At 64.9% G+C, this 3,745-nt stretch carries 3 protein-coding genes; all 3 read left to right on the top strand.

Going from position 1 to position 3,745, the window contains the following annotated elements; genetic code table 11:
- Positions 1–529, top strand: a 529-nt coding sequence (locus B1C78_RS17120) for a hypothetical protein (protein ID WP_077280364.1), incomplete at its 5' end; no start/stop codon positions are given.
- Positions 530–872: 343 nt separating this feature from the next.
- Positions 873–2,063 (top strand): cation diffusion facilitator family transporter, encoded by a 1,191-nt coding sequence (locus tag B1C78_RS17115; RefSeq protein ID WP_077280363.1) that lies wholly within the window; start codon positions 873–875, stop codon positions 2,061–2,063.
- 214 nt (positions 2,064–2,277) lie between these two features.
- Entirely contained in the window at positions 2,278–3,687 is a 1,410-nt protein-coding gene (gene glnA / locus B1C78_RS17110) for a glutamate--ammonia ligase (RefSeq protein WP_077280362.1), read from the top strand.
- The last annotated feature ends 58 nt before the right edge of the window (positions 3,688–3,745 follow it).

The raw sequence follows: 3,745 nt of genomic DNA, 5'->3' as shown, positions 1-3,745 counted from the left end.
GCGCCTGGTGCAGGAAGCGGCACAACGCCTGGAAGTGGACCTGGAGGAGTCCCTGGAGAGCTACCTGGTGCTGCTCATGATGCGCTTCACCGAGGATGCCGAGGCGGGTCATCGCATCATGGCGCTGGACTATCTGCGCGGCCTTCGCCAGGCGCCCCGCGCGCAGGCCGTTGCCTTGCGGGACGTGGGCGATCACTGCCTGCTGTGCTCGGGTCTGTTCACGCAACGGGCGCGCCGGCGGCGGGTGAGCGTCAGTTACTTCGTGGATCTGGGACGCTCCGCCTACCAGCAGGTGGCCGAGCGCCAGCCGGGCTCGTCGCTGAGCGAGCTGTTCGACGCCCTCGCCCACGGCTTCGTGCGCCTGTCCGACGTGCTGCGGGCCATGCGCGAACTGGACGGCGGCAACCGCAGCCTCTCCGCCCTGGAGGCCATGGACCTGTGGCAGCACCAGCACAGCACCCACGCCCTGCGCACCCTGGAATCCCTCACCGACGCCACCCCCATCGGCGGCCCCGACACCCGCCAGTAGGAGGAGACAGAAAGAACAAATTTTCTCTCGCGAAGGCGCGAAGCCCGCTAAGGAAAGCGAATTCTTGTCGGTTGGAGTTCGCCGTGCTCACTCCAGCCCGGTCCCCCGTTCAATGCCTCGGCACTGCCCAGCATCAACATCCCGACACGACTTGACCGAGTACGGAGTATCTACGCACTGTTTGTTTGTTCCAAGGGACCTTCTTTGCCTTGCTTGGCGGGCTTCGCGCCTTCGCGAGAGAACAATCCTTTCCCTTCGTGCCCTTCGTAAGCCTCGTGGTTACCAGCATTATCCGGGCCCGTGGCGTTGCCAGCGGCAATAGCCTTCGATCACACTCGGCGGGATGAACGAAACCTCGGAACTCGTCCCCGGCAAACCCCGCGAACGGACCATGCGCAGGGTGACGCTCACGGCGGCGGTCACCAACCTGGGGCTGTCCATGGCGCAGATCGTGGGCGGTGTGATCACCCAGTCCCAGGCCCTGATCGCGGACGGGGCCCACACACTCTCGGATCTCCTGAGTGACGGGGTGGTGCTGCTCGCCGGTCGGCATGCCAATGTCCAGCCGGACAGCGATCATCCCTATGGGCATGCCCGCATCGAGACGCTGGCGACGGTGGGCGTCGGGCTGCTTCTGGTGGCCACGGGGTTCGGCATCGCGTGGGACGCCGTGCAGCGCATGCTGGATCCGGAGCGCCTGCTCAGCCCGGAACCTTTGGCCCTGGCCGTCGCGGTACTGGCCATCGTCCTCAAGGAAGGTCTGTACCGCTACACGATGCGGGTGGCGAGACGCATCCGCTCCAACCTGCTCAAGGCCAACGCCTGGCACCATCGCTCGGACGTGGTGTCATCCATCGTCGTGCTGGTGGGCGTGGGAGGCACGTTGGCGGGGTTCGCCTACCTGGATGCCGTGGCCGCCGTGCTGGTGGCGGCGCTGATTGCCCACATGGGCGGGCGCCTGATATGGGAGAGCGCGCGCGAACTGGTCGACACCGGTCTCGGAGAGGAGAAGGTGGAGCGCATTCGCGAAACCATTCTCGGTGTGGAGGGGGTGAAGGGGCTGCACATGCTGCGTACGCGACGCATGGCAGGCTCTGCCCTGGCCGACGTCCACATCCTGGTGCCGCCGCGCATCAGTATCTCGGAGGGCCACCAGATCAGCGAACGGGTGCGCATGGCCGTGACCGACGCCTTCGAGGACGTCATCGACGTCACCGTGCACATCGACCCGGAGGATGACGAGCACCAGCCACCGGCAATCCACCTCCCCGACCGCACCACCGTGCTCGAGGCCCTGCACCGGGAATGGGCAGACATTCCCGAAACCCGCCACCTGGAAAACGTGGTGCTACATTATCTGGGCGGGCGGATACACGTGGAGCTGTACCTGCCGAGATCCTCGGCCGAAGACCCGGATGTGGCCGCCCGGCTGGTCAAGAGCCTCCAGACCGCCAGCAAACGCGTACCCGAGGTGGGAGAGGTGGTGGTGTTCTTCAGGGAGAGGCCCGGACCGGCCCCCATTCGCGCACCATAATCGAGCGGGCCGCCCTCGGGCGCACTATAATGATGCACACACATGATTCCCACGCCCCCGCAGGGCGCATTGCGCCGCCGCCGGGCACATGGCATGGAATCTGCTTCATCAGGGGGCAGACGATTGGCAAACGGGGCCACGTTACAAGTGAGGCGGCCCCTTCGTAATCGAAACGAGATTCCGATCCACTCCAAAAAATTCCGGAGGCGCAGGCATGTCCCCAGCAGATGTGATGAAGATGATCAAGGAAAACGGCGTCAAGTTCGTTGACTTCCGTTTTTCCGACAGCCGCGGCAAAGAGCAGCACGTTTCCGTGCCCGCCCACACCATTGAAGAGGACGTCTTCGAGAGCGGCAAGATGTTCGACGGCTCCTCCATCGCCGGCTGGAAGGGCATCAACGAGTCCGACATGATCCTCATGCCCGACGCCGCCAGCGCCGTCATGGACCCCTTCTTTGACGAGCCCACCCTGAACATCCGCTGCGGCGTGGTGGAGCCCGCCACCATGCAGGGCTATGACCGCTGCCCCCGCTCGCTCGCCCAGCGTGCCGAGGCCTACCTGGCCAGCACCGGCATCGCCGACACCGCCCTGTTCGGCCCCGAGAACGAGTTCTTCGTGTTTGATGACGTGAAGTGGGGCAACGAGATCTCCGGCTCCTTCTTCCGCGTGGACTCCGACGAGGCCTCCTGGAACTCCGAGAAGGTGTTCGAGAGCGGCAACATCGGCCACCGTCCCACCGTCAAGGGCGGCTACTTCCCCGTACCCCCGGTGGACAGCCTGCAGGACCTGCGCTCGGCCATGTGCCTGGCCCTGGAGGAGATGGGCCTGACCACCGAGGTGCACCACCACGAGGTGGCGACCGCCGGCCAGTGCGAGATCGGCGTCGGCGCCGCAACTCTGACCCGCAAGGCCGACGAGGTGCAGATCCTCAAGTACGTGGTGCAGAACGTGGCCCACAACTACGGCAAGACCGCCACCTTCATGCCCAAGCCCCTGGTGGGCGACAACGGCAGCGGCATGCACGTGCACATGTCACTCGCGAAGGATGGCACCAATCTGTTCAGCGGCGACCAGTACGGTGGCCTGTCCGAAACCGCGCTGTACTACATCGGCGGCATCATCAAGCACGCCCGCGCCCTGAACGCCTTCACCAACGCCTCCACCAACAGCTACAAGCGTCTGGTGCCCGGCTTCGAGGCCCCGGTGATGCTGGCGTACTCCGCCCGCAACCGTTCCGCCTCCATCCGCATCCCGTTCGTAATGAGCCCGAAGGCCCGCCGCATCGAGGTGCGTTTCCCGGATTCCACCGCCAACCCCTATCTGGCCTTCGCGGCCATGATGATGGCGGGCCTGGACGGCATCCAGAACAAGATCCACCCGGGCGAGGCCATGGACAAGAACCTCTACGACCTGCCCCCTGAAGAGGAAAAGCAGATCCCGCAAGTCTGCCATGCCCTGGACCAGGCGCTCGCCGCCCTGGACAAGGACCGGGAGTTCCTCAAGGCGGGCAGCGTGTTCACCGACGACATGATCGATGCCTACATCAGCCTGAAGATGGAGGACGTGACGCGCATGCGGATGACCACGCATCCTGTTGAGTACGATATGTATTACAGCCTCTGAACGAGGCTGCAAGCCCCAACGAACAGGGCCCCGCTTTGGCGGGGCCCTGTTCGTTGGG

The organism is Thioalkalivibrio denitrificans, assembly GCF_002000365.1.
In the GTDB taxonomy this organism is placed as follows: Bacteria; Pseudomonadota; Gammaproteobacteria; order Ectothiorhodospirales; family Ectothiorhodospiraceae; genus Thioalkalivibrio_A; species Thioalkalivibrio_A denitrificans.
The sequence above is the reverse complement of the archived record's forward strand: the minus strand, read 5'-3'. Positions and strand labels throughout refer to the sequence as shown.